A 25,119-nucleotide genomic window follows, 5' to 3' on the forward strand; every position below is an offset into this window, starting at 1 on the left:
GCTTACTGCTCCTGCTTGAGCGCGCTCTCGTGCCAGCGATGCAGCACGAGATGGGATATCCACGACAGGGTGAGAAAGATCACGATCCCGGTCGCGGAAATCAGGATCAGGGCAGCAAACAGCCGTGGTGCATTGAGCCGGTAACCGGCTTCGATGATGCGCGAGGCTAGGCCGGAGGACTGGCCGGCAGTACCGGCAACGAATTCGGCAACCACGGCGCCAATCAACGCCAGACCGCCGGCGATTTTCAGTCCGCCAAGAAAATAGGGCATCGCCGCGGGCAGCCGGAGGTGCCACAGCGTCTGCCAGCGGGTGGCGCCATTGAGCTTGAAATAGTCGATCAGATTGCGGTCGACCGAATTGAGGCCGAGCGTGGTGTTGGACAGGATCGGGAAGAAGGCAACAATCCAGGCGCAGAGCAGCAGCTTTGTGGTCTGGTCATCGACATAGATGTTGATCAGCGGGAAGATCGCCACGATCGGCGTCACCTGCAGCACAATGGCAAAGGGAAACAGGCTCATCTCGATCCAGCGTGACTGGGTAAACAGCACCGACAGCCCGACGCCGCCAAATACTGCGAGCGCCAGCGACAGAACGGTAATCCGCAAGGTGACCATCAGCGAGGAAAACAACAGGCCCGCATCTTCGATCAGTGTGTCGAGCACCACACCAGGGCGCGGCAGGATGTATTTCGGGATTTCGTTCCAGACACAGATCCGATCCCAGAGGATGATGGCAGCGGCCATGATGATCAGCGGCAGCAACCAGCGGCCGGTGCGTTCGAGCCGGCGGCTGCGTTCGCGGCGGGCTTCCTCGGCGTCGATCACCAGCGGACGCGTGGTTTCAATGGACGACATCGGCATCCTCCATTCCCATGGCGCGCGAGAGCGTATCGGATGTATTGCGGCACAGTTCTGCGTAATGTGCCGAGGTTCTGAATTCTGCATCGCGCGGGTAGGGCGCATCAATCGTGAGTTCTTCGAAAACACGGCCCGGATGGGCGGACATGACGGTGATGCGGTTGGACAAGAACACGCTTTCAAACACCGAATGCGTCACGAACAGCACGGTGAAGCGGCGTTCCTGCCAAAGTTCCAGAAGATCGTTGTTGAGTTTGAACCGGGTGATTTCATCCAGCGCCGCGAATGGCTCGTCCATCAGCAGGATGCGCGGCTTAGTGACCAGTCCGCGGGCGATGGAGACACGCATTTTCATGCCTCCGGAGAGTTCCCGCGGCACGGCATCCTCGAAACCGGTCAGATGCACCCGTTCGAGCACTTCAGCGATTTGCGGCTCGGCCTCTTTCCGCGATACGCCGCGCAGCCGCAAGGGCATCCAGACATTGTCATAGACGCTGGCCCAGGGCAGCAGTGTCGGTTCCTGGAACACAAACCCGATGTCATTCTGGCTGAGCGACGGCCCACGCCAGTCAACCACGCCCGAGGTTGGCTGAGACAGGCCGGCAATGATCCTGAGCGCTGTCGACTTGCCGCAACCGGACGGGCCGAGCAGGCTCATGAAGTCACCTTCGTTGATCGTCAGGTTGACCTGATCAAGCGCGGTGACACCGGAGGCAAAGGTTTTGCCGATGGATTGCAGGATGAGAAAGGGATGGTTCCGTGCGGGCATGAATGTCCAGAATGTGGGCTGTCGGCAGGAAAGCGACCCGCCCGGATACGAGTGATCCGGGCGGGGGCTTGCATTACTTTTTCAGATCAAGGCCAACGCCATTATTGACGTAGTCGAGCGTGTAGGAGGCCTTGATGTCGATGCCGTCCTTGACCACACCAGCCTTGACCATGTTGGCGTAGAAGCTCTCCATTCGCGCGTCGGTCATGGCGCCGATGCCCATGGTTTCGGTGTCGCCGGAATCGACGATGCCGTATTGCTTGAGCTTGTCGATCGAGAACGCGATCTGCTCATCGGTCATGTCCGGATTGTCTTTCTGGATCAGGGCGTTGGCGGCTGAATTATCGCCATAGAGGTAGGTGTACCAGCCCTTGATCGAACCCTCTACGAAGCATTTGATGGCTTCGGGCTTGTTGTCGATGGTGGCCTGCATCACCTCGATGGTGGTCGAGTAGGTGTCGAAACCATGGTCGGCGACCAGGAACAGGTTCGGAACAAAGCCGTCCTCACGTTCAACCGCGAACGGTTCGGAGGTGATGTAGCCCTGCTGTGCCGATTTCGGGTTGGCGATGAAAGGCGCCGGATTGAATGTGTAGGGCACCCGCTTGGACGCATCAAAACCGTACTCGGTTATCATGTATTGATAATAGCTCTGGAAACCGGCATCGCCCAAAATGAACTGTTCGGCATTCTTCAGCTCTTCCCAGGTGTCGAGACCCTGACCGGGATGGGTCATGATAACTTGCGGTTCCTTCTGGAAGGAGGCTGCGACAACCTTGACCGGGATCTCCTGCTCGACCGCAGAGAACGCTTCAAGCATGTTGCCGCCCATGTGAAACTCGATTTTGCCGGCCAGCAGCAATGCGCGGTTGTTCACCTGGGGGCCGCCCTGGGCGATTGTAACATCAAGGCCGCAGGCGGCATAGGTGCCATCGGCAACGGACTGATAAAAGCCGCCATGTTCGGGCTGCGCCAGCCAATTGGTGCCAAAAGTGACAGAGTCAGCGGCAGAAGCCTGCACGCCAAAAGCCAATACGACCGACATCGCGGCGGAAGATCGAAGAAGAAGCGACATATACACCATCCCTTTGTTTTGAGTGGGTTTCACACGGAATCCCGTAATTCGGACACCAGTTCTGCCTAGCAAGCGGCGTGCCATGAGGTCCGAAACCATGTCTGCCGGGTAAACAATTCCGGCCGCGCCTGATCACCTGGCAGGCCTGCTTTCCCAATAAGCAAACTGCCCAAATTATCACCTGCAATTGGCGATACTTGATCAGAGTGACCCATTCCAAGCCGGTTTGGAATAGACTAAGAAAACAATCTCGATCCCGTTCCTAAGGGCTTTGACATGAAATACCACACACCAGATAGCATCCGGGCGCCGTTTGCCCGCTACAGCCATGGCGTCGAAGTGCCGCCCGGCCACCGCCTGTTGTTTTGTTCCGGACAGTTGGCGATCACCAAGGATGACTCCATTCCGGAAACCGCAGAAGCGCAAACGCAGCTTTGTTTCGACAACATTGCGGCGGTGCTGGAGACAGCGGGGATGGGTTTGGCCGATATTGTCCGGATCAACGCCTATGTCACGGATCGGGCTCATTTGCCGGGCTACATGAAGGTGCGGGACGCGGTGTTCCAGGCCCCGCCACCGGCATCGACGCTGATGATTGTCTCGGGTTTTGCGCGCGAAGTGTTCAAGGTCGAGATTGAAGTCATCGCTGCGGCGCCTGAATAAGTGAGCCGGACAAGGGAGAATGAAGATGAAACGGAAAATCTGGTGGGGTGATTTCACCACACGCGAGTTTGACGGGCTCGACCCGGATTCCACAATTGCGGTGCTCCCGGTGGCAGCGATCGAACAGCACGGTCCGCATCTTCCGGTATCCACCGACACCTCCATCATGCAAGGCATGCTCGAAACGGTGATCGCCACCGTGCCCGACGATCTCGATATTCGAATTCTGCCAATCCAGTGCGTCGGCAAATCCAATGAACATCAACATGCGCCCGGCACGCTGACCATTCCTGCCACCACGTTGATCGAGCATTGGGTTGAGCTTGGTCATTCGATTGCCCGCGCCGGCATCCGCAAGGTGGTGCTGGTCAGCTCCCATGGCGGAAACGAAGAGGTGATGGGCATTGTCGCGCGCGAATTGCGGGTGCGGGCGCGAATGCTGGCGGTCAAAACCTCCTGGATGCGATTCGGGATGCCTGCGGGGCTGTATAGCGAGACGGAAACTTCCTACGGAATTCACGGCGGCGATGTCGAGACATCGCTGATGCTGCATTTCCGGCCCGAGCTTGTGGCAATGGATAAAGCCGAGAATTTCGTTTCTGCGGTGACCCGCGCGGAAAAGGAATTCGATCTGCTGCGCCATACCGGGCCGCATGCATTCGCCTGGATCGCAAGTGATCTCAATTCATCAGGTGCGGTCGGAGAGGCAGCTTTGGCAAGAGCCGATAAGGGCGAAGCGACCGCACGGCATCAGGCGGATGGCTTTGTCAATCTGATGAGGGATCTGCGCGCCGCCAAACTTGACGACTGGCTGGCCTGATACCGTTGCGCCTGAGGGCCCGGCCTGGGTCAGGTCTTGGCAATGGTCTTGATGCGCGCAACCTTGTCGACGATGTCCGCAGGCAGAAGCGTACTGAATTTGATGTTCAGGGTGAATTTGCCCTGGTTTTTGACCAATCCATGCACCTTTGATCCGAACCCCGGTATGATGATGTAGACATCCTCAACCTTGTAGGGAAGGTAATCCGAGGTGATCAGGCAACCGTCTTCGCAGATATTGACCATCCACGACGGTACGGCAATGCGCTCTTCTGCGTTGCGTTTGCGGACATGCACGATTACCGGACAATTGGTGTCGCGACGTGCGTAAACCCTGTTGGGGCTCCTGTTTTCGCCCAACTGGGTGAGCGCATGTTTTTTCGGCTGCATGGTTTGTCCTCACAAAGCCGCGGAATTACCTGATCCAGTCTTCGCATAGTCATGCTAATGAACGGTTTACACCAAAGACGGCTTTTTACCCGGCGTCGCTTGGGGCTGGATTGCCACAATCCGTCAGCTTGACCTGTCTGGGCAGAGAGATGGGAAGCTCTTCACGGGATGGGCTGCGCGGGGTGCGGCGCAGACAATGCCAAAATTGGTCAGTCCCTGATGGCGAAGGCATTCCGGTCTCCCCCTTAAACAGTGTGCTTCAATCTGGCGGATTTTTAGGTGGTGCGTGGTCTTGCTGCTTTGACTTGATCAACCACCAACAGCGCGTATTGCCCACACCGGTTGTCGATAAACATCTACTTATTTCACCGGTTTTTAGTGGTGAGCGCGCGGGGGTTCGAACCCCGGACCTACTGATTAAAAGTCAGTTGCTCTACCAGCTGAGCTACGCGCTCCCATGCCTTTTCGACGCACTTGCGTGACAGGCCCGAGTGGCGCGGAACATAGGGAGGCATCTGCCCATGGTCAACCGCAAAACCATCGTTGTGATGCGGTTTTTTCCAAGCGCTTTCCGGACGGTCCATAACTGTTTGGCGAGCCGGTTCCAGAGAGCCGGACAAGCGACCTTGCCGCTGGCATGGACTCGGGCGGTCAGATCACGTTTTGCATTTCAAATCGTGACTGGCGTTGCGGCAGATGGGCAGCTAGACATGCAGGCAAAACAGCGATGACCGGTACGGGTTACTCGCAATTCTGACATCAAAGGAATCCCGGTTTCGTGATGATTGCTGATATACCGTTTCTCACCGTTCTGCTGGCAGGCGCCTTGTCGTTCCTGTCACCTTGTGTGCTGCCGCTGGTGCCGCCGTATCTTTGCTACATGGCAGGCGTTTCGGTGGAAGACTTTCGCGGCGGTACAGCCAAAGCGTCCGACACACGGCGTGCCGTGTTTTTCGCATCACTTTTTTTCACGCTCGGTTTTGCCACTGTTTTCGTGGCGCTTGGCGCAGGCGCCTCGAGCATTGGCGGCGTGCTTCGTCAGCATATGGATCTGCTGGCCAAGCTCGGCGGTGTGGTTATCATTTTGATGGGGCTGCATTTTCTAGGCCTGTTCCGGATCGGCCTGCTGTCCCGCGAAGCACGCTTTGCCGGCGGCGGCAAACCCGCCACCTTGTCGGGGGCCTATCTGATGGGCCTGGCCTTTGCCTTTGGCTGGACTCCATGCATCGGACCAGTCCTCGGCGCGGTTCTGGGGGTGGCGGCGGCGCGCGAGACCCTGAGTTCAGGCGCGCTGTTGCTGGCTGCCTATTCGCTGGGGCTGGCGGTGCCGTTCTGGATAGCGGCGCTGTTTTCCGAACGGTTCATGCGCTTCACCCAGCGGTTCAGCAAGCATCTCGGTACCGTGGAGAAACTGACCGGCGCACTGCTGGTGCTGACCGGGATCCTGTTCCTGACCGGCGGCATGGCAACGATGGCCTATTGGCTGCTCGAAACCTTTCCGGCGCTGGGCAGTATAGGCTGATCAGCCTGAATTTGACTGCGATACGAGATTAGCGACGGCGTCTGGCTGCCAGCAACAGTCCACCCAGCACGGTGACGATGCCGATGGCGTGATGTTTCTCGAATGGCTCACCCAGAACCAGCACGGCCAGACCGACGCCATAGGGCGGCAGCAGATACATGAATACGCTGGCGGTCGAGGCACCGAGCCGCGCCACGCCATACTGGTAGCCGGAAAACGCCAGCAGCGATGAAAACACTACAATCCCGGCAATGCCGCCCCAGGCGGTCCATGTTTGCGGCATCAACCCACCCGAAAGCCATTCCCAAAGCGCAAACGGCGCCAGCAGAATTGCGCCGGCGAGCGTGACAACGGCAAACAGGGCAGGTCCCGGAATCGCGGCGGTGCGAGGTCCCTTGAGCAGGACCGAATAGCCCGCCCATGACAGGGCGGCGAAAATGAACAACAGATCGCCGCGATTGAACGAGGAATGGACGATCGTGGTGAGGTCGCCCTTCAGCACGATGATCGCAACGCCCAGAAAGCCCAACACAATACCTGCTATTTCACGCCAGCTTGTCGGACGGCCAAAAAACAGCCGCTCAAGAATGATCACCATCAGCGGCGACGTGGTGTAAATCAGTGTGCCGTTGGTGGCGGAGGTAAATTGCAGGGCATAATAAACGCCGGCGCCGCAGATCCACATGCCCAGAAAACCCAGCAACAACCAGTGGATTGGTGAGGTGGTGACGTAGGTTCTAACTTTGGGCCGCGCCATCCACAGAAACGGGAAAAGCACCAGCGCGGCGGCTGTCCAGCGTAGGAAAGCGAGCGTGAACGGTGCCACTTCGGATATGGTATATCGCCCGAAAATCAGGTTCGTAGAAAAGAACAACGGCGTCAGAATCATCACCGTTACAGGCACGAACCGGGCGAGGCCGGTTGTTTTGGCCGTTGAATTGTCAGGAGTCATGAGGCTTCCATATCTGGGCAGGATGTGTATCAAAGGGCCACATTCCGGGTCAGGTGCTATAGCCTCCTGCATCGGTAAACAAGCGATTCGACAAAGAGGTGATTGAATGGCGCGAACATGTCTGGCAGTTGTGCTTGCAGCGGGCGACGCGACACGGATGAAATCGTCCAAGTCCAAGGTGTTGCACACGGTGGGCAATCTTTCGCTGATCGCCCATGTGACCAGGGCTGCCGCAGTGGCGGGTGTCGACAAACTGGCGCTGGTGGTCGGCCGCGATGCCGAGCTTGTCACCGACGCCGCCAAGGCCGGGCTTGAAATTCCAGTCGCCCCTGTCGTCCAGACTGAACGCAAGGGCACCGGCCATGCGGTCTTGATGGCGCGGGACGTCATCCGCGAAGGATTTGACGATGTTGTCGTGCTCTATGGCGATGCGCCGCTGATCAATCCCGAGAGCCTCACGGCTGCGATCGGTGAACGTTCACAGGGCGCGGACGTGGTGGTGCTGGGCTTTCGCGCCGCCGATCCCACCGGCTATGGCCGGTTGATCGTGCAGGACGGTGAGCTCCTCGCCATCCGCGAGCACAAGGAAGCCAGCGAAGATGAACGGGCCATCGATTTCTGCAATGGTGGCGTGATTACGTTTTCGGGGCCTGAGGCGGTAAACCTGCTCGAGGCCATCAGCAACGACAATGCCAAGGGCGAATACTACCTCACCGATATTGTCGAAATTGCCCGCGCCCGCGGCCTCAAATGCGTCGCCATCGAAGCGCCGGAAGAAGACATGATGGGGTGCAACACCCGTGCAGAACTGGCCGAAATCGAACAGGTCTGGCAAGCACGCGCCCGGCATGCGGCCATGCTGTCTGGCGTCAGCATGATTGATCCGTCCAGCGTGTTTTTGTCCTTTGATACCGAATTGGGCAACGATGTCGTGATCGAACCCAATGTCTGGTTCGGCCCAGGCGTCCGGGTCGGCGCAGGCGCTGTCATCCACGCGTTTTGCCATCTCGAAGGCGCCGATATCGGGCCGGGAGCGATGATCGGACCCTTTGCGCGGCTGCGTCCAGGCACCGAACTGGGCGAAAAGGCCAAGGTCGGAAATTTCTGCGAAATCAAGAAAGCCAGGATCAGCGCCGGAGCCAAGGTCAACCATCTGAGTTATATCGGTGACGCCAATATCGGAAAAGCTGCCAATATTGGCGCAGGCACGATCACCTGTAATTATGACGGCCAGAACAAGCATCTGACCGAAATCGGGGCGGGGGCCTTCATCGGGTCAAACTCGTCTCTGGTGGCCCCGATCAGGATCGGCGATGGCGCCTTTGTCGGATCAGGCAGTGTTGTCACCATGGATGTTCCCGATGATGCCCTGGCGATCGCCCGGGCACGGCAGGAAACCAAACCAGGCAGGGCAACGCGGCTGAGGGAAAAGATTGCCGCCATAAAGGCGATGAAAAACAAGGCGCGAAAAGAGCCGTCCCAATAGACCGGTTACGCGGTGTCACTAAAATTGAGCGAGCGGAAAGCATCAGGGCACTGGCCTAAACAGGCGTTGCTGCGTATGAGCTTTGACAACACACATAGCAGGAGAAGTCCATGTGCGGCATAGTCGGAATTGTTGGCAGACAACGTCAGGTGGCGCCGTTACTGGTGGACGCACTCAAACGGCTTGAATATCGCGGCTATGATTCCGCCGGTGTCGCAACCATCCATGATGGCCATCTCGAACGCCGCCGCGCCGAGGGCAAGCTTGCCAATCTCGACCGCAAGCTCGGGGAAGAGCCGCTGGCTGGCCTGATCGGCATCGGCCACACCCGCTGGGCAACCCATGGCGCGCCCACCGAAAGCAATGCGCACCCGCATTTCTGCGACGGCGTTGCCGTGGTTCACAACGGCATCATCGAGAACTTTGCGCCGTTGCGCAGTGAGCTCATCGCCAAGGGTGCGGAATTTCACAGCCAGACCGACACCGAAGTGGTAGCGCAACTGCTGGCAGCCTATCGCAAACAGGGCATGGCGCCGCGCGAGGCCATGCAGAAGGCGTTGTCGCAGCTTGAAGGCGCTTACGCGCTGGCGGTGCTGTTTGAAGACCAGCCGGACATGATCCTTGGTGCACGTTCGGGGCCGCCACTGGCGGTGGGGCACGGATCGGACGAAATGTTCCTCGGATCGGACGCCATCGCGCTGGCGCCATTTACCGATGAAATCACCTATCTCAACGATGGAGACTGGGTGGTGATTACCCATGACCATCTGGAAATCTACGATCAGTCCGGACAACAGGTGGAGCGTAAGAGCCAGATTTCGCTCGGCACGGCCTATGTGGTCGACAAGGGCAATCACCGGCATTTCATGGAAAAGGAAATCTATGAACAGCCGGAAGTGGTCTCGCATACGCTCAGCCACTACATCGATTTTGCCGAAGGCCGGGTCAAGCTTGATGCAGCCCAGATTGATTTTGCCAATCTTGACCGGTTGGCGATGTCCGCCTGCGGAACAGCGTTTTACGCCGGACTTGTCGGCAAATACTGGTTCGAGCGCTTTGCCCGCCTGCCGGTCGAAATCGATGTAGCCTCGGAATTTCGCTACCGGGAAATGCCGTTGCCGGGCAAGATGGCTGCGCTGTTCATCACACAATCGGGCGAAACTGCCGACACATTGGCATCGCTGCGCTATTGCAAAGACCACAAGCTGACCATCGGCGCGATCGTGAATGTGCGCGAATCGACGATTGCACGGGAATCCGATGCGGTTTTCCCGACACTCGCAGGTCCGGAAATCGGTGTGGCGTCAACAAAGGCGTTCACCTGTCAGCTTTCGGTGCTTGCAGCGCTGGCAATGATTGCCGGACGGGCGCGCGGAACTTTGTCGGCCGAAGACGAGATCAGGATGGTGCAGTCGCTGGTCGAGGCGCCGCGGCTGTTTAACGAAGTGCTCAAATCGATCCAGCCGCAGATCGAGACATTGTCCCGGGAGTTGTCGCGGTTCAAGGATGTGCTTTATCTGGGACGCGGAACCAGCTTTCCGCTGGCGCTCGAAGGCGCGCTCAAGCTCAAGGAAATTTCCTATATCCATGCCGAGGGCTATGCCGCGGGTGAACTCAAGCATGGTCCGATTGCGCTGATCGACGAGAACATGCCGGTGATCGTCATCGCACCGCATGACCGGCATTTCGAAAAGACCGTTTCCAATATGCAGGAAGTGGCGGCGCGCGGCGGTCAGATCATCCTGATCACCGATGAAAAGGGTGCCGCTGCCACAACGCTCGACACCATGGCCACCATTGTTCTGCCCGTGGTAGACGAAATTGTCACGCCGCTGCTCTATGCCCTGCCGGTTCAGTTGATTGCCTATCATACGGCGGTGTTTATGGGCACCGATGTCGATCAGCCGCGCAATCTCGCCAAATCAGTCACGGTTGAATAGGTCGCCTGCGGCCCTGACGCTCCTATCGTTCACAAGGCGCTTGTTTTGCCGGGTGGACGATCCCTATATAGTGATGCAGTGCAACACGGCGCGTGATCAGCCAAAGGCAAGATGAACCATGACTGACAAGCAAAAGCGGCCAGCCGCAAGATTGCGGCTGCGGAACTATTTTCTGACCGGCCTGATCATTGTGGCGCCAATCGCCATCACCGCCTATCTGACCTGGTCATTCATTCTCTGGGTTGATGGCTGGGTAAAGCCTTATATTCCGCAGGCTTACAATCCTGACCACTATCTGCCGTTCGCCGTTCCCGGGTTCGGGTTGCTGACGGCCTTGTTCGTGATCACCATGATCGGCTTCCTGACCGCCAACCTGGTCGGCAGGACCATCGTCTCGTTCGGCGAATCCCTGCTCGACCGGATGCCGCTGGTGCGCAGCCTCTACAAGGGTCTCAAGCAGATTTTCCAGACGGTGCTGGCCGAACAGAGCAGCTCGTTCAAGCAGGCTGGCCTGATTCAGTATCCGCGTCTGGGGCTGTGGTCGATTGTTTTCATTGCCACCGACACCAGGGGCGAAGTCGATCACCGGCTGCCCGGCGAGGATTCGATATCGGTGTTTTTGCCGACAACGCCCAATCCGACCTCCGGATTTTTGCTGTTCGTGCCGCGCAAGGACATCATCATTCTGGACATGAGTGTCGAGGAAGCAGCCAAGATGGTAATTTCCGCTGGACTGGTGTCGCCGAACTTCCCGAAAACGCTGCCGATCAAGTCCAAGGCCTGAACATTTGGCCGAGACTTTTGGCTCGGTCAACTGACGGCATCATCCGGCTCGAAGGAACCGGATCGCCTCATCGCGCCGCATCAGATAAAGTAGCATTCGCAATGCCTCGCCTCGAGGTTGGGATAGCGCCGGATCGCTGTCGAGCACGTTGCGGGCGTCGGTCCGGGCGATCTCGAGCAAATCGCCATGAACAGCCAGGTCGGCCAACCGAAAGCCCGGCAAACCCGATTGACGTGTGCCGAGCACTTCGCCTTCTCCACGCAGCTTGAGATCCTCTTCGGCAATCCGGAATCCGTCCTCGGTTTCGCGCAGCACAGCCAGTCGTGCGCCTGCGGTTTCGCCCAGCGGACCGTGATAAAGCAGGATGCAACTTGAGGCGCCGTCGCCACGTCCAACCCGGCCGCGCAACTGGTGCAATTGAGCAAGACCAAACCGTTCGGCATGTTCGATCACCATGATGGTGGCGTCGGGCACGTCAACGCCGACCTCGATCACGGTCGTTGCGACGAGCAGGCGGGTCTGGCCGCTCTTGAAGGCGGTCATCGCCTGATCTTTTTCATCCGACGTCATGCGGCCGTGGACAAGCGACACGAACGGGGCAAGGGCGGGCCCGAACGCCTTGGAAAGGATGGCATGGCGGCTTTCCACCGACATCAAGTCACTCTCTTCGGAATCCTCGACCAGCGGGCAGATCCAGTAGGCCTTCTTGCCGTCGCTGACCGCGGTCTTGAGCCGCTCGATGATCTCGCCCAGCCGATCGTCGGGAATGGTGACTGTCGCAATCGGTTGCCGGCCCGCGGGTTTTTCCGTCAGTTTCGAGACATCCATGTCGCCGAAGGCTGCCAGCACCAGAGTTCGCGGAATCGGCGTCGCCGTCATCACCAGCATGTGCGGCGCGGTTCCCTTGGCGGTCAAACGCAAGCGCTGGTGAACGCCGAACCGGTGCTGCTCGTCCACCACTGCCAATGTCAAATTGGCATAGACCACCGTTTCCTGGAACAATGCGTGGGTGCCGATGACAATCTGCGCAGATCCTGATTCGATCCGTTCGAGCAGATCGGCACGGTCACGGCCCTTGGCGCGCGAGGTCAGTACCACGACCTCAATGCCTGCAGATTCGGCCATCTTGCTGATGGTGGCGTAGTGTTGCCGCGCTAGGATTTCAGTTGGCGCCATCAGTACCGCCTGACCGCCGGCTTCGACCGCATCGGCCATGGCCAGCATCGCAACCGCGGTCTTGCCCGAGCCGACATCGCCCTGCAGCAAGCGCAGCATGCGGTCGGATCCGGCCATGTCGGTGAGAATTTCGGAAACTGATTTTTGCTGGCTGGCAGTCAGCGAGAAGGGCAGGGCCTGCAGGATTGTCTGCCGCAATTTGCCTTCGGCGAGCACCGGCTGGCCCGGCAGTTTGCGCAGGGTCTGGCGAACCAGCGCCAGCGACAATTGTCCCGCCAGCAGTTCGTCATAGGCGAGCCGCCGCCGCACCGGCGTCTGCGGTTCAATGTCATGCGCCGAATCGGGGTGATGCAACTGCCGGACCGCATCGGCGAATGTCGGAAACTTGTCCCGGGTGACCAGATGCGGATCGGCCCATTCCGGCAGATCCGGCAAAAGCTCGAGTGCGGCTTCAATCGAGCGCCGCAATATCTTTGGCGAGAGACCGGCGGTCAATGGATAGACCGGCTCGATCAGCGGGAAGCTGGCAATGTCGGCCTCGGCGATGATGTGATCCGGGTGAACCATCGACGGCCGGCCATTGAACCATTCGACCTTGCCGCTGATCAGAACGGTGTCGCCCACAGGCAGCAGTTTTTCGAGCCAGGCCTGCTTGGAATGAAAGAAGGTTAGCGCCATTTCACCAGTTTCATCATGCACATAGACCCGGTAGGGCGCAGATTTTCGGCCTGGCGGTGATGGCTGGTGACGGTCGACCCGGACCTTGAGCGTGGCGATGACGCCTTCAGCTGCGAAAGCGATTTCCGACATTTTCGTGCGATCGATGAGCCCATGCGGCGGCAACAACACCAGATCAAGCGCACGGGTATCCTCGGGTCCGTCTCTGCCGGTGACGCGCGCCAGCGCTTCGGCCAGCTTGGGGCCGATTCCAGGCAGGCTTTCGACGGTTTTGAACAGGGGATCGAGCTCGAGCGGACGCATGGTTCCAGATGAACTGCAAAAATGCCTGAAACGCAAGGCTGACATTTGCGCGGCGACAGGATATGGAAACCATCCAACCGATAAAGGCTCATCATGACCGGAACAACTCGTTCAAGCGCTGACCTTGATCCGCGCCGCCGCCGCATTCTGGTGCGGGCCTGGCGCCGTGGCATTCGCGAGATGGACCTGGTGATCGGCGGATTTGCCGATGCGGAAATCGGCACTCTCGATGACGCGGAACTCGATCAGCTGGAATTGCTGATGGACGAGGAAGACGCCGACATCTTCCGCTGGGTGACGGGTGAGGCTGAAACACCGGAACGGTTCCGCACCGCGGTGTTTGACCGGATGCGGGCCTATGTGCCTGATTTCGAATCCCCGGCGGTAGGTCCGGAAAGTCAGGCAAAGCGATCATGAAGCCAGTCATTCCGGCCGCATTGGTTGCCGAAGCCCGAACGCCTGTCACCTTGTCGGGCGTTCCGCAAGGCATGGAAGCCCTGGCGCTGGCCGAACTGGCACGGGCTGCCGGTCCGCTGGCCTATATCATTTCCGACGGCCAGCGCATGGCCGATCTCGAGCAGAACCTGGCGTTCTTCGCACCCGACATTCCGGTGATGAGCCTGCCGGGCTGGGATTGCCTTCCCTATGACCGCGTGTCGCCGGGCGCCGACATCTCGGCGCGGCGGCTGGCGGCACTGTCGTCGCTGGTGCAGTTTCCGGACAATCCGCATCCGGCCATCGTGCTGGTCACCGTCAATGCGATATTGCAGCGCGTGCCACCCAAATCGGTGGTGTCGGCGCTGGGCTTTTCGGCCAAGTCGGGCAACCGGCTGAAGATGGAGGACCTGGCGGGCCGTCTCGCCCAGCATGGCTTTGAACGGGTCGATACGGTGCGCGAAGTCGGCGAGTTCGCCGTGCGCGGCGGTATTCTCGATGTGTTCGTTCCCGGTGCCGATGAACCGGTGCGGCTGGATTTCTTTGGCGACACGCTGGAAAGCGTACGCCATTTCGATCCGGCCTCGCAGCGCACCACCTCGCAGGCCAAGGAATTGTCGCTCAACGCCATGAGCGAAGTGACGCTTTCACCGGAGACGGTCAGCCGGTTCCGCACCAATTACCTCGCCCGCTTTGGGGCTGCGACGCGCGATGATGCGCTGTATGTCGCCATCAGCGAGGGGCGCCGCTATCCCGGCATGGAGCACTGGCTGCCGCTGTTTCACGACGAGATGGAAACAGTGTTCGACTATCTCTCAGGTTTCCGTATCGCCGGCGACCACATGCTGACGGAGGCCGCCAGCGAACGCCGCGCGCAGATCGTCGATCACCATGGCGCGCGCGTTGCGGCGCAATCGATCGAAAAGGGCAAGAGCGTCCACGCCACGCCCTACAAGGCGATCGAGCCGGACCTGCTCTATCTCGACATGGCCGAATTGCAGGCTGAACTTGATGCGCGCAACGCCATCCGGCTGACGCCGTTTCATGAACCCGAAAATGCCGCGCGCCGGGTGATCGAGATCGACACCGTTACCGGCCCGCGATGGGCTGCGGATGCCGAGGCCGACAAATCCGCCGAGAGCGGCCGGGTCAATCTGTTCGAAAAACTGGTCGCCCATGTCGGCACCAAGCGCGGCGAGGGCCGCAAGGTCCTGATCACCGCCTGGACTGAGGGCTCGCTTGACCGGCTGCTGCAGGTCACCAGTGAGCACGGGCTCGAGCGGGTTGTACGGATCAACCAGCACTCTGATCTCGACAAGCTGAAACCGGGGGAGGCGGCGGCTGCCGTGCTTGCCATCGAAGGCGGTTTCGAGATCGACGATCTGGTGGTGATCGGCGAGCAGGACGTGCTCGGTGACCGGCTGGTCCGCCGCTCCAAACGCAAGCGCCGCGGCGCCAATTACATTGCCGAAGTCTCGGGCCTCGACGAAGGCAGTTACGTGGTTCACGCCGAACACGGCATCGGCCAGTTCATAGGCTTGCGTACCATTGAAGCCGCAGGTGCACCGCATGCCTGCCTGGAACTGCATTATGCAGGCGAGGCGAAACTGTTCCTGCCGGTTGAAAACATCGAGCTTCTGACCCGTTACGGCTCCGACAGCGCCGAGGTGCAGCTGGATCGGCTCGGTGGCGTCGCCTGGCAGTCGCGTAAGGCCAAGCTGAAGAAACGGCTGCTCGACATGGCGGCAGGCCTGATCCGCATTGCCGCAGAACGGCACATGCGCTCGGCAACAGTGCTCGACGCGCCGGAAGGGCTCTATGACGAGTTTTCCGCCCGCTTCCCCTATGACGAGACCGAAGACCAGATGGCGGCGATCGACAAGGTGCGTGAAGATCTCGCTGCCGGGCAGCCGATGGACCGGCTGATCTGCGGCGATGTCGGCTTCGGCAAGACCGAGGTGGCGCTCAGAGCCGCCTTCATCGCAGGCATGAACGGTGTGCAGGTTGCCGTCGTGGTGCCGACAACGCTGTTGGCGCGGCAGCATTTCAAGACCTTTACCGAACGCTTGCGCGGTTACCCGGTGCGCATAGCCCAGGCCTCACGCCTGGTCGGCGCCAAGGAACTGGCTCTGACCAAGGCCGAACTGTCATCCGGCAAGACCGACATCGTCATCGGCACCCATGCGCTGCTCGGCTCATCGATCCAGTTTGCCAATCTGGGGCTGCTGATCATCGACGAGGAGCAGCATTTCGGCGTCAAGCACAAGGAACGGCTCAAGGACCTCAAGAGCGACGTGCATGTGCTTACGTTGTCGGCAACCCCGATCCCGCGCACCTTGCAACTGGCCATGACCGGGGTGCGGGAACTGTCACTGATCACCACGGCGCCTGCCGACCGGATGGCGGTGCGCACCTTCATTTCGCCGTTCGATCCGGTGACCATTCGCGAAACCCTGATGCGCGAACATTATCGCGGCGGCCAGAGTTTTTATGTCTGCCCGCGCGTCTCCGATCTCGAAGACATTGCCGCTTTCCTGCGCGCCGACGTGCCGGAACTGAAATTCGCCATTGCGCACGGACAGATGAGCGCCGGCGTGCTCGATGACATCATGAACGCGTTTTACGATGGCCAGTACGACGTGCTGCTGTCGACAACAATCGTTGAATCGGGCCTCGATGTGCCGACCGCCAACACGCTGATCGTCCATCGCGCCGACATGTTCGGTCTGGCCCAGCTCTATCAGCTGCGCGGCCGGGTCGGACGTTCCAAGGTCCGCGCCTTCGCGCTGTTCACCTTGCCGGTCAACAAGACATTGACGGCCACTGCCGACAAGCGGCTCAAGGTGCTGCAATCGCTTGACACGCTGGGCGCCGGGTTCCAGCTGGCAAGCCACGATCTCGACATTCGCGGCGCCGGCAATCTGCTTGGCGAGGAACAATCCGGCCATATCAAGGAGGTCGGGTTTGAGCTCTATCAGCACATGCTGGAAGAGGCCGTGGCCGAGGTGCGGGGCGAAGACGAGGTGATCGATACCGGCTGGTCGCCTCAGATCACCGTCGGCACGCCGGTGATGATCCCGGAAGCCTATGTGCCGGACCTGCATTTGCGGCTCGGGCTGTACCGCCGGCTCGGCGATATTACCGATGTTGCCGATATCGACGGTTTTGGCGCCGAGATGATCGACCGCTTTGGTCCGCTGCCGATCGAGGTTCAGCATCTGTTGAAGATCGTCTTCATCAAGGCGTTGTGCCGCAAGGCCAATGTCGAGAAACTTGACGCCGGCCCCAAGGGCGTGGTGGTGCAGTTCCGCCACAAGGAATTCTCCAATCCGGCAGCGCTGGTGGGCTATATTTCCAAGCAGGGCTCACTGGCCAAGATCCGGCCGGATCAGAGCGTCGTCTTCATCCGTGACCTGCCGACACCTGAAAAGCGTCTGACCGGCGCCGCGGTGGTGATGACCCAGTTGGCCGAACTCGCCGGCTGATCCATCAGCGACTGCCAAGACGCGAAAAGCCCCGACCTTGCGGACGGGGCTTTTGCGCGACTGCCGGGCGCCAGACGGAGTGACGGCGCCGATGGCTATCGCGGGGGGCCTTGAAGCTCTGGGCCAGCGGGGGAGGGCTGGCTTGGCCTAAAGACCTTGGGGTAGACCAGAGCGAAGCTACCGGGTGGAGGGAAACCGGCGCCAATCGCTTGACTGGTCTTAGTTGTAGCGCGGCGAACCGTCGTTGCCGGCGCGGTCATAGGTGACCTGCTCGTTGGATGCTTCACCGACAGAAGCGGTTGCTGTGTAGTCGATGCCGCCCTGTGGGGCTTCAAAGCTTGGCGAACCGTCATTGCCGGCACGGTCATAGCTGACCAGGTCGTTGGACACGCCAACTGCGTAGTTGACTGAACCCTGTGCGGCAGGAACGTCATAGGCGTCCATGGCGGTGGAAGCGGCAAATGCGCCGGTCGAAGTTGCGAGTGTCAGGCCGAGTGCGATAATGAGCTTGTTCATAATAGAGGTCCTTTGAATGAATGCGTGTCTTGGGAGGACAGCGTCTGTTTCTGTGTCGTTCGGGGTGACAATGGCCGGGCCCGAGAAAGGTTCCGGGAGATCCATTGTGCCGCGTTCACGGCTGCGTGATTGGCGGAGAGGGGTGCAGGACCGGCCGGGAGGAGACCGGCCCCGCAATCAGGCAAGTCTTAGCGCGCGAAGTGCGGCGAACCGTCGTTTCCGGCGCGGTCATAGATGACCTGATCGTTGGACACGTCTCCGATCGAAGCCGTCGCGGTGTAATCGATGTTGCCCTGCGGAGCCACGAATGTTGGCGAGCCGTCATTGCCGGCGCGGTCATAGCTGACCAGTTCGTTGCTAACGCCGACAGCGTAGTGTGCGGTGCCCTGTGCGGCAGGCAGGTCATAGGCGTCCATGGCGGTGGAAGCGGCAAATGCGCCGGTCGACGTTGCGAGGGTGAGGCCGAGTGCGATGATGAGCTTGTTCATGATGGTGATCCTTTGATGGGATGAAATGTGATGTTGTGATCGGGTGGGGTGCAGGACCGGCCGGGAGGAAAGCCGGCCCCGCAATCAGGCAAGTCTTAGCGAACAAACGTCGGCGAGCCGTCATTATCGGCGCGGTTGTAGGTGACCTGCTCGTTGGAGACGCCGCCGCCGATCGATGCGGTTGCTGTGTAGTCAACGTTGCCCTGCGGAGCTACGAATGTTGGCGAGCCGTCATTGCCTGCACGGTTGTAGACGATCTGGTCGTTTGCGACGTCGCCGACCGAAGCCGTTGCAGTGTAATCAATGGTCGAAGTGCTCGGAGCTTGCGGCACAAATGCGTCGAGTGCGGAGGAATCGGCGAATGCGCCGGTGGCTGTTGCGAGTGTCAGGCCGAGGGCGATGATGAGCTTGTTCATGGTGTTTTTCCTTTAATATGTTTGCGTCGTCTGCGATTTGGTTTGGAGCGTGCGGTCCGTAGTTTTGTTTCGTTCGGGCCGCGCCGTTCCGATGACCTGAAGATGGGCCTGGCGCAGATGACTTGCCAGCCACATGGATGTGAACAGAGCGTGCGGGGAATGTGAGCCGAGACGCTCATGGCTTCCCCAATACTACAGATGTATCTTTTATTTCAGATAGTTGGCTCGATATGACGAGCGTGACAAGCGCTCCATTGTCAACCGCAGGCGTCCGCAGCGTTCACAGACAGGAAACCATAATTCCGACGAAAACCCCGGAATTCCGGCATTTGGTCACCGAAGTTTTTTCGGGCCCCTTCCGGGCCAATGCTGCATTGCGTGATGGAAACAGGACCCGTTCTCACGCCCAATCACGCATCACGTGATCACCGCTTACCGGAAGTGATGAAAATGCGGCCCAAATCAGCACTTCACTGTGCTTGTCAGATCCGAACCGATAGCGGAATTGAATGCTGCAGGGCCTTAAGCGCATTTCATCTGCCGAAGTGAGCTTCGCCAGATTGACTCGAAAATGTCGGAAACGCCAAGGGCCGGGCAGTTTGTCCGGCATTAACCAACCCGCTCCGAGCCCTAACCCGGTATGGACTTCATCAAACCGCAGGATCTTGTCCGAGCGCGGTCCTGGTGCGAATGGACAGCTGACCAAAGGTTACAGCCAGGTGGCCGCAGCCCGTCTCGATTGGGTGGCGCGCCAAAACAAGTGTTTACAAAACACCATAACAATGATTTTCTGCGGCTTGTTCGGGCGAGATAATTTCTGTCAGCGGTGAATTCTAACAAATCTGCCTGTCAGACTGTTTTGGGGTGTTCGGAACTTGACGTTACGGAAGGCTGGTAGGGCCGAGGTTTCCTTTGAGTTTGCAAAGAAGCCAATTGTCATCAAGTCCGAATGAATGCGGTAACGTCCTGCAATTGTGCAGGCAATAAAAAGACGGATGAATAAGCGCAATGGCGGAACGTTCACAAAATCTGCAGGACCTATTTCTCAACACGGTTCGGAAACAGAAAATCTCGCTGACGATCTTCTTGATCAACGGAGTGAAGTTGACCGGTGTGGTCACCTCATTTGATAATTTCTGCGTCCTGCTGAGGCGCGATGGTCATTCGCAGCTTGTCTACAAGCATGCGATTTCCACGATCATGCCGAGTCAACCGGTTCAAATGTTTGAAAATGAGGACGCCGCAACCGGCGCCTGACAGGACAACGCACATAGAAACTGTAGATAGCACCGGAAATTTCACCGACGCGGACAGCAAGTCCGGCGTCACCAGCGCAATTGTGCTCATCCCGACCCTGCGCACCCGCAACGCGGCTCCGGGCAGCGGCGAGGTGGTCAAACGCCCCGATACCCACCGCATGGAGGAAGCGATCGGCCTTGCCGGCGCGATCGATCTCAAGGTGGCCGAAGCACTGATCATCCCGGTTTCCACGCCGCGGCCGTCGACACTGTTCGGCAAGGGCAAGATGCTCGAGATCCTGGCGTTGATCGAATCTTCCGGCGCCGATCTGGTGATCGTTGATCACCCGCTCACCCCGGTGCAGCAGCGCAATCTGGAAGAGCAATGGAAGCTCAAGGTGATTGACCGCACCGGACTGATTCTGGAAATTTTTGGCCGCCGCGCCTCCACCAAGGAAGGCGTGCTGCAGGTCGAACTCGCCCACCTCAATTACCAGAAGGGCCGCTTGGTCCGCAGCTGGACCCACCTTGAACGCCAGCGCGGTGGCGGTGGCTTCATGGGCGGTCCCGGTGAAACCCAGATCGAGGCCGACCGGCGGCAATTGCAGGAGCGCATCATCAAGCTCGAACGCGAGCTCGATCAGGTCCGCCGCACCCGCCAATTGCACCGGGCCAAGCGCAAGAAGGTGCCGCACCCGATCGTGGCGCTGGTCGGCTACACCAACGCCGGCAAGTCGACGCTGTTCAACCGGCTGACCGGCGCCGAGGTGCTGGCCGAGGACATGCTGTTTGCCACACTGGACCCGACGCTGAGACGGATGAAGCTGCCGCATGGCAAGATGGTGATCCTGTCCGACACTGTGGGCTTCATTTCCAGCCTTCCGACCCATCTGGTTGCGGCTTTCCGGGCGACGCTCGAGGAAGTCATCGAAGCCGACCTGATCCTGCATGTGCGCGACATGGCCGATCCGGACCGGTCAGCCCAGGCCAAGGATGTCGAGGCCATTTTGAAAAGTCTTGGCGTCGGCGAGGTTGCCGAACAGAAACTGGTCGAGGTCTGGAACAAGATCGACCTGCTGCCCGAGGATGCTGCAGCCGATCTCAAGGTCAGGGCGGAGAACTCTGAAAACGCCATTGCGGTCTCCTCAATTACCGGCGAGGGAATCGACGTGCTGCTGACGCGTATCGAGTCGGTCATTTCGGGCAAGCTGGTATCGCGGAAGATCAATATCGCCCCCGATCAGATGACGCTGGTTCCGTGGATCTATCAGCGTGGCCGGGTCAGTGGCCGCGAGGACATGGAAGACGGCTCGGTGCTGATCGAGGCGGAATTCACCGGCGCTGATTCCGATGAGCTTGACCGCCGTATGGGCAACGGTCCGAAACCGGATGACGATTTTCTAGAGTAACTTGACGCTGGCTATCGCTCCATTCTGACGCTTTCTGATCCGACTCCTTAAACAGGTATTTACAATACCAGTTTAAGGAGCTATTCGAACAGACAGCCTCAAACCGGACCTCCGGCTTGGGCAAAAGCTTCGTTCGTATCCGTTCGGGAGCGCCTCGGGAGAAGAGTGATGAGCACAACTGCCGCACGCATGCGGGACTGGCGCGGTCCGGCAATTCTGAGTTTCGGCTTCCGGCCTTTCTTTCTTTTCGGGTCTGCCTGGGCAGGCCTGGCGATGGTCCTCTGGGTGATGATGCTGTCGGGCAATGACCCGTTGCGCACCGCCTTTGATCCTGTGGCCTGGCACGCCCATGAATTGCTGTTTGGCTATCTCGGCGCGGTAATTGCAGGATTTCTGCTCACTGCTGTGCCCAACTGGACCGGCAGCCTGCCGGTCACCGGATGGCCACTGGCCGGACTTGTGGCGCTGTGGCTGGCAGGACGCGCCGCGGTGGCGATCTCGGCACTTCTGCCACCCTATGTGGCCATGGCTGTCGATCTGGCCTTTCCTATTGCTTTGGCGGGATTTTTGGCGCGTGAGATCATCACCGGCAAGAACTGGAAAAACCTGCCGGTTCTGGCCTTGCTCACCCTCTGGACTCTGGCCAATGCGGCCTATCACCAGCAGGCGCTGGCGGACGGACTGCCGGCTTTCGGCGCCGGTCTGCGCCTGGGGCTTGCTGCGGCTGTCATGCTGATCACCCTGATTGGGGGTCGGATCGTGCCGTCATTCACGCGCAACTGGCTTTCCGCACAGCATGCGACACGATTGCCTGCCCCCTATGGCCAGACTGACACATCCGTCGTGCTGGTGACGGCTCTGGCGCTCGCCTCCTGGGTGATTACGCCGGACCACAGATTGGCAGCGACCCTGTGTTTCATCGCCGGGCTGGCGCAGACATGGAGGTTGATCCGCTGGCAGGGCTGGCAAGCGACAAGCGAGGCTCTGGTCTGGGTGCTGCATGTTGGCTATGGCTTCGTGCCTCTGGGCTTTTTTGCGATTGCCGGGAGCGGTTTCCTGCCAATCAGCGGGGCTGCGACGCAGCATGTCTGGATGGCCGGCGCCGTCGGTCTGATGACCCTGGCGGTGATGACGAGGGCAAGCCTCGGGCACGCCGGACGGCCATTGCGCGCCACACCGGCGATCACCGCGCTGTATCTGGCGATGATCCTCTCGGTGGGCGCCCGTTTCCTGGCAGGCGCCATGCCGGGTCAGGACTGGCTGTTGCATCTGGCGGCCGGGGCCTGGGTTTTTGCGTTCGGCGGTTTCGCTGTTGTCTATTTTCCGATTTTGACCAAACCAAAAGCCGCAAAGCGCAAGGTCTCGGTTGGTATCAATCCGGAAACGCCAAAATGAGCGGCTGGGGCGAACTCATCGCCGCATTTTGTGTGTTTCTGCTGTCGCATTCCGTGCCGATCCGTCAGCCGGTCAAGCCGATGATCGTCGCTCGGATTGGCAGGACAGGATTCACTTTCCTCTATTCGGCCCTGTCCGTTGTGGTGCTGGTCTGGCTGATCATCGCTGCTGGCCGGGCGCCCTATGTCGAGCTGTGGCCGCGCCTGCCGTGGCAAAAGCACGTGACCCTGGCTGCGATGGCGGCGGTGTGCCTGATCGTGGCGATGGCTGCGTTCCGGCCCAATCCGTTCTCCTTCGGTGGTTGGCGCGATGAACGGTTCAATCCCTCAGCACCCGGGATCGCCGGTTGGCTGCGTCATCCGTACCTTGCGGCTCTCACCTTGTGGGCGGCAGGCCACAACGTGCCCAATGGCGACCTTGCCCATGCACTGCTGTTTGGCGGCTTCGCCCTATTTGCGCTTTTGGGCATGCGGTTGATCGACCGGCGCCGCAGGCGGGAGATGGGGCCGGAGACGTGGCTCAATCTCCTGCAGGCGGCAAAGGCGGGACGCAGCCTGGTGCCGGATGCCAGCACGATTGTCCGGCTGCTGGCGGCGCTGGCGCTTCTCGCAGCGCTCATCAGCCTGCACCCGCTGATCATCGGGCTTGAGGCGGTGAGCTGGTAGCGGCACCAGCTTTCAGCCACATCACCGCGGGTGGGCGCCTCAAAACAGCTCGCTGCGTACCCAGACGCTGACGCTGCCGCCATTGACCGGAAATTCGCCCCGGCCTTCGCCATCGGTTGTCACTTCGTCCTCGCGGTGGCCGAGAAAATCCCGAAATTTCTGGCCCGATTGATCCGGCCCCAGATCGAATGATTTCGAACTCTCCGGACCGTTGCTCATAACAACGACGCAGCCCGGTTGGTCGTCCGTGCCATGGCGGACAAAGCCGATGCAATCGGGGTCGTCGAACACATCGGTTTGCGGACCATTGGCAAAACGCTGCCGCGCCGTGACCAGCGCCGGAAGACATGCGATGGCCGGCATGTCGATTTCGTGATCTTCGCCGTCGCCACCCTTGTCGGTGTAATTTGCACCATAAAGATCAGGATAGAAAACGCACGGCAGGCCCTGCTCGCGCAGCAGGATGAGCGTATAGGCGATGGGTTTGAACCAGGGATCGACCGCAGCTTCCAGCGATTGCAGCGGCTGGGTATCGTGATTGTCGACCAGAGTGACCGCATGATCGGGCACTTCAGCTGCTAGCGAACCATCGAAAATTGTCCGCATGTCGAATTCGCCGCCCTCGCGTGCCGCATCGTGAAAGCGCTGGTGCAGGCCGACGTCAAACAGCATCAATTGCTGGTCAACCAGATCCAGATAGGCTTTCAGCGCCTCGGCGTCCGGATGCCAGTATTCCGCGACCACCAACAGGTTCGGGTCGACTTTTTCGCGCATATGGCCAATCCAGTCGCGGAAAAACCATGCCGGGATATGCTTGGCGGCATCGAGCCGGAAGCCGTTGACGGGCACCTGCTCGGCCAGCCATCGGCCCCAGAACTTCAATTCCTCATAGACAGCCATGTTGCGGAATTCGACGTCGGTTCCCATCAGGTAGTCATAATTGCCATTCTCCTGATCGACCTCGGTGTTCCATTCGCCGTCGCCATATTCGGTCACCAGCTTGAAGATCCCATCCTCGTCAGGGTCCTCGATATGGTCGACGCCACTGAAACAGCGCGCATCCCAGACAAATTGCGAGTATTTTCCGGCGCGCCCTGGAAAGGTGAAGCGGGTATAGGCCAAAGCGTCGAATTCCGTGTCGTCGATTTTTGTGCGGTCATCAGGATCGACACGGCGGACGCGGACGCGCTCCTTCTCGTCGGCGCCCATCTTGTGATTGAAGACAACATCGTGAATGACGCCGATCCCGGCATCCGTGAGCGCATGGGTGGCGCGCTCAAGCGCATTCCGGTCGCCATATTTTGTCGCCACCGTGCCCTTCTGGTCAAACTCGCCCAGATCAAACAGGTCGTAGGTGTCGTAACCGACTGAATAGCCGCCGGCGGCACCCTTGTAGGCAGGCGGCAGCCACACGTCGGTGATCCCCATTTCGGCCAGATCGCCGGCCTTTTCGGTGACCTCGTTCCACAGGCCTCCGCCGTCGGGACTGTACCAATGAAAGAACTGCAGAAGAGTGCGGCCGGCCATGTAACCCTCGAAGTGCTTGAGAAAGACCTGCTGCAACGGACGAGGTGGCAAATGGTTGCCTGGGAAAACAAATACTCCCATCAAGCCGGGGGCGCGGTACCCGGCATGCAGCGGCCCAAACCAGCAAA

General features: G+C 59.5%; 22 protein-coding genes and 1 tRNA gene. 12 read left to right on the forward strand and 11 right to left on the reverse strand.

Translation table 11 applies throughout. From position 1 onward, the window contains the following. Positions 1 to 2: 2 nt before the first annotated feature. The 3 genes from IMCC20628_RS09625 to IMCC20628_RS09635 form a co-directional block, all read right to left on the reverse strand. Positions 3 to 857 carry an ABC transporter permease gene (locus IMCC20628_RS09625; protein ID WP_047032430.1) on the reverse strand — a complete coding sequence of 285 codons (855 nt, stop codon included), beginning with the start codon at positions 855 to 857 and terminating at the stop codon, positions 3 to 5. After that, complete coding sequence (locus tag IMCC20628_RS09630; RefSeq protein WP_047030036.1) at positions 844 to 1,629, reverse strand: ABC transporter ATP-binding protein; 786 nt, start codon at positions 1,627 to 1,629, stop codon at positions 844 to 846. The genes IMCC20628_RS09625 and IMCC20628_RS09630 overlap by 14 nt, the downstream gene beginning before the upstream one ends. Positions 1,630 to 1,702: 73 nt before the next feature. Next, the gene (locus IMCC20628_RS09635; RefSeq protein WP_156174657.1) at positions 1,703 to 2,713 is read right to left on the reverse strand and encodes an ABC transporter substrate-binding protein; all 1,011 of its coding nucleotides are present in this window, start codon (positions 2,711 to 2,713) and stop codon (positions 1,703 to 1,705) included. Positions 2,714 to 2,980: 267 nt separating this feature from the next. Here IMCC20628_RS09635 and IMCC20628_RS09640 point away from each other — a divergent pair, with 267 nt between their 5' ends. Both IMCC20628_RS09640 and IMCC20628_RS09645 read left to right on the forward strand, forming a co-directional pair. After that, positions 2,981 to 3,367, forward strand: coding sequence for a RidA family protein (locus tag IMCC20628_RS09640; RefSeq protein ID WP_047030037.1), 387 nt, complete (start codon positions 2,981 to 2,983; stop codon positions 3,365 to 3,367). Between the two features lie 25 nt (positions 3,368 to 3,392). Next, a complete protein-coding gene (locus IMCC20628_RS09645; protein WP_047030038.1) occupies positions 3,393 to 4,187 on the forward strand; it encodes a creatininase family protein in 795 nt (264 codons plus the stop codon). A gap of 29 nt (positions 4,188 to 4,216) precedes the next feature. Here IMCC20628_RS09645 and IMCC20628_RS09650 read toward each other — a convergent pair whose 3' ends face one another. Continuing rightward, positions 4,217 to 4,576 carry a hypothetical protein gene (locus IMCC20628_RS09650; protein WP_047030039.1) on the reverse strand — a complete coding sequence of 120 codons (360 nt, stop codon included), beginning with the start codon at positions 4,574 to 4,576 and terminating at the stop codon, positions 4,217 to 4,219. 379 nt (positions 4,577 to 4,955) lie between these two features. Then, positions 4,956 to 5,031 (reverse strand) — tRNA-Lys (locus IMCC20628_RS09655). 323 nt (positions 5,032 to 5,354) lie between these two features. Between IMCC20628_RS09655 and IMCC20628_RS09660 the strand changes: the two genes are divergently transcribed. Beyond that, positions 5,355 to 6,098, forward strand: coding sequence for a cytochrome c biogenesis protein CcdA (locus tag IMCC20628_RS09660; protein WP_047030040.1), 744 nt, complete (start codon positions 5,355 to 5,357; stop codon positions 6,096 to 6,098). Positions 6,099 to 6,126: 28 nt separating this feature from the next. On the opposite strand, the gene IMCC20628_RS09665 is transcribed toward IMCC20628_RS09660, so the two are convergent. Beyond that, positions 6,127 to 7,050: a DMT family transporter gene (locus IMCC20628_RS09665; RefSeq protein ID WP_047030041.1), complete on the reverse strand. Its 924-nt coding sequence runs from the start codon at positions 7,048 to 7,050 to the stop codon at positions 6,127 to 6,129. 106 nt (positions 7,051 to 7,156) lie between these two features. Between IMCC20628_RS09665 and glmU the strand changes: the two genes are divergently transcribed. From glmU to IMCC20628_RS09680, 3 genes are all read left to right on the forward strand, one after another. After that, the gene (glmU, locus tag IMCC20628_RS09670; protein WP_047030042.1) at positions 7,157 to 8,536 is read left to right on the forward strand and encodes a bifunctional UDP-N-acetylglucosamine diphosphorylase/glucosamine-1-phosphate N-acetyltransferase GlmU; all 1,380 of its coding nucleotides are present in this window, start codon (positions 7,157 to 7,159) and stop codon (positions 8,534 to 8,536) included. Between the two features lie 110 nt (positions 8,537 to 8,646). Continuing rightward, the gene (gene glmS / locus IMCC20628_RS09675; RefSeq protein WP_047030043.1) at positions 8,647 to 10,476 is read left to right on the forward strand and encodes a glutamine--fructose-6-phosphate transaminase (isomerizing); all 1,830 of its coding nucleotides are present in this window, start codon (positions 8,647 to 8,649) and stop codon (positions 10,474 to 10,476) included. A 118-nt stretch (positions 10,477 to 10,594) separates the two neighbouring features. Continuing rightward, the gene (locus IMCC20628_RS09680; RefSeq protein WP_047030044.1) at positions 10,595 to 11,260 is read left to right on the forward strand and encodes a DUF502 domain-containing protein; all 666 of its coding nucleotides are present in this window, start codon (positions 10,595 to 10,597) and stop codon (positions 11,258 to 11,260) included. Positions 11,261 to 11,299: 39 nt separating this feature from the next. On the opposite strand, the gene recG is transcribed toward IMCC20628_RS09680, so the two are convergent. Then, complete coding sequence (gene recG, locus IMCC20628_RS09685; RefSeq protein WP_047030045.1) at positions 11,300 to 13,417, reverse strand: ATP-dependent DNA helicase RecG; 2,118 nt, start codon at positions 13,415 to 13,417, stop codon at positions 11,300 to 11,302. 93 nt (positions 13,418 to 13,510) lie between these two features. On the opposite strand from recG, the gene IMCC20628_RS09690 reads away from it, so the two are divergent. Together IMCC20628_RS09690 and mfd are read left to right on the forward strand one after the other, a co-directional pair. Beyond that, the gene (locus IMCC20628_RS09690; RefSeq protein ID WP_047030046.1) at positions 13,511 to 13,834 is read left to right on the forward strand and encodes a succinate dehydrogenase assembly factor 2; all 324 of its coding nucleotides are present in this window, start codon (positions 13,511 to 13,513) and stop codon (positions 13,832 to 13,834) included. Next, positions 13,831 to 17,337, forward strand: a complete 3,507-nt coding sequence (gene mfd, locus IMCC20628_RS09695) for a transcription-repair coupling factor (RefSeq protein ID WP_047030047.1) — start codon at positions 13,831 to 13,833, stop codon at positions 17,335 to 17,337. The genes IMCC20628_RS09690 and mfd overlap by 4 nt, the downstream gene beginning before the upstream one ends. 219 nt (positions 17,338 to 17,556) lie before the next feature. On the opposite strand, the gene IMCC20628_RS09700 is transcribed toward mfd, so the two are convergent. The 3 genes from IMCC20628_RS09700 to IMCC20628_RS09710 form a co-directional block, all read right to left on the reverse strand. Beyond that, positions 17,557 to 17,853, reverse strand: coding sequence for a hypothetical protein (locus IMCC20628_RS09700; protein ID WP_047030048.1), 297 nt, complete (start codon positions 17,851 to 17,853; stop codon positions 17,557 to 17,559). Between the two features lie 188 nt (positions 17,854 to 18,041). After that, the gene (locus IMCC20628_RS09705; protein ID WP_047030049.1) at positions 18,042 to 18,341 is read right to left on the reverse strand and encodes a hypothetical protein; all 300 of its coding nucleotides are present in this window, start codon (positions 18,339 to 18,341) and stop codon (positions 18,042 to 18,044) included. A 95-nt stretch (positions 18,342 to 18,436) separates the two neighbouring features. Beyond that, positions 18,437 to 18,757, reverse strand: a complete 321-nt coding sequence (locus IMCC20628_RS09710) for a hypothetical protein (protein WP_047030050.1) — start codon at positions 18,755 to 18,757, stop codon at positions 18,437 to 18,439. A 1,008-nt stretch (positions 18,758 to 19,765) separates the two neighbouring features. Here IMCC20628_RS09710 and hfq point away from each other — a divergent pair. From hfq to IMCC20628_RS09730, 4 genes are all read left to right on the forward strand, one after another. Next, positions 19,766 to 20,014, forward strand: a complete 249-nt coding sequence (hfq, locus tag IMCC20628_RS09715) for an RNA chaperone Hfq (RefSeq protein ID WP_047030051.1) — start codon at positions 19,766 to 19,768, stop codon at positions 20,012 to 20,014. Beyond that, positions 19,989 to 21,404, forward strand: a complete 1,416-nt coding sequence (gene hflX, locus IMCC20628_RS09720; protein WP_082128090.1) for a GTPase HflX — start codon at positions 19,989 to 19,991, stop codon at positions 21,402 to 21,404. The genes hfq and hflX overlap by 26 nt, the downstream gene beginning before the upstream one ends. A gap of 168 nt (positions 21,405 to 21,572) precedes the next feature. After that, positions 21,573 to 22,799, forward strand: coding sequence for an NnrS family protein (locus IMCC20628_RS09725; RefSeq protein WP_047030052.1), 1,227 nt, complete (start codon positions 21,573 to 21,575; stop codon positions 22,797 to 22,799). Then, complete coding sequence (locus IMCC20628_RS09730) at positions 22,796 to 23,464, forward strand: NnrU family protein (protein WP_047030053.1); 669 nt, start codon at positions 22,796 to 22,798, stop codon at positions 23,462 to 23,464. Before IMCC20628_RS09725 ends, IMCC20628_RS09730 begins: the two co-directional genes overlap by 4 nt. 39 nt (positions 23,465 to 23,503) lie before the next feature. Here the strand turns inward: IMCC20628_RS09730 and amyA are convergent, their stop codons facing one another. After that, positions 23,504 to 24,991 carry an alpha-amylase gene (amyA, locus tag IMCC20628_RS09735; RefSeq protein ID WP_047032433.1) on the reverse strand — a complete coding sequence of 496 codons (1,488 nt, stop codon included), beginning with the start codon at positions 24,989 to 24,991 and terminating at the stop codon, positions 23,504 to 23,506. Between the last annotated feature and the right edge of the window lie 128 nt (positions 24,992 to 25,119).

The organism is Hoeflea sp. IMCC20628, assembly GCF_001011155.1.
GTDB lineage: Bacteria > Pseudomonadota > Alphaproteobacteria > Rhizobiales > Rhizobiaceae > Hoeflea.